Here is a 293-nt window from a genome sequence, read left to right as displayed (position 1 = left end):
CGTGCGCTCGCCGATCATCTTGAAGAGCCGCTCATGCATCCGGGCCAAAGCCTCGGCGAGCGCGCGCACCTCACGCGGGCCGTCGCGCGGCAAGGGCGGCGGCTCGGCGCCGAGCCCGAAGGCGTCGGCCGCGTCGGCCAGCGCGCGCAGGGGGCCGGTGATCCGCTTGAGCCCCAGCCAGAGCGCGCCGAGAAGCAGCAGCAGCGTCAGCAGGGTCGAGGCGAGCGCCTGCGGCGGCAGATGCATGCCGGGCCGCTCCAGCCGGGCGGCGGCGTTGAGCCAGAGGCCATCCG

The 293-nt window shown here is 75.8% G+C and carries 1 protein-coding gene; it reads right to left on the bottom strand.

Features of this window, described 5'->3' with window-relative positions; genetic code table 11:
* The coding region (locus tag V5F48_RS25120) for a HAMP domain-containing protein (protein WP_394260669.1) at nt 1-293 on the bottom strand (293 nt) is incomplete at both ends.

This window comes from Xanthobacter autotrophicus ATCC 700552, from assembly GCF_043194565.1.
Taxonomy (GTDB): Bacteria; Pseudomonadota; Alphaproteobacteria; order Rhizobiales; family Xanthobacteraceae; genus Xanthobacter; species Xanthobacter autotrophicus_F.
This window is presented reverse-complemented; position numbering and strand designations above follow the sequence as displayed.